The sequence below is a fragment of the Pseudoalteromonas sp. 1181_04 genome (genome assembly GCF_052850545.1).
Window position 1 is genome coordinate 1 of sequence record NZ_VXCS01000102.1, and the last position, 416, is coordinate 416.

At 37.5% G+C, this 416-nt stretch carries 1 protein-coding gene; it reads left to right on the forward strand.

Annotated features, from left to right (window positions below; translation table 11 throughout):
- Window positions 1-62: 62 nt before the first annotated feature.
- A partial coding sequence (locus tag FW757_RS23210; RefSeq protein WP_446441792.1) for a helix-turn-helix domain-containing protein occupies window positions 63-416 on the forward strand: 354 nt, incomplete at its 3' end.

Genomic DNA, 416 nt, shown 5'->3' on the forward strand with positions numbered 1-416 from the left:
ATACCAATCTGCCAAATTATGTGATCTAATTAGCACACTGATACTTATCTACTTTTACTAAATTGAACTTAGAAAAATCCAAGCAACTTTTAGCTTTATCACGTAAAGAGCCTAATGCGAGAAAGCGAATACGCCTGCTTGCTGTTTCATTATTCTTTGAGGGTGAAAACAGAACGAATATTGCTAAGCGGCTAAATACAGCGCGCGGCAGTGTCAATAAATGGGTTTCAAACTACCTTAATAATGGCGTTACTGGCTTGAACAACAAACCGATTAAAGGTCGTCCAGCTAAATTAACCTTACAACAACTAAACACACTGTCAGATTATGTAAAACAGTCAGCAAGTTCTTCAGAAGGAGGCAGACTAATGGGGGAAGATATTGCTCAGTATATTTATGACCAGTTCAACATAAGA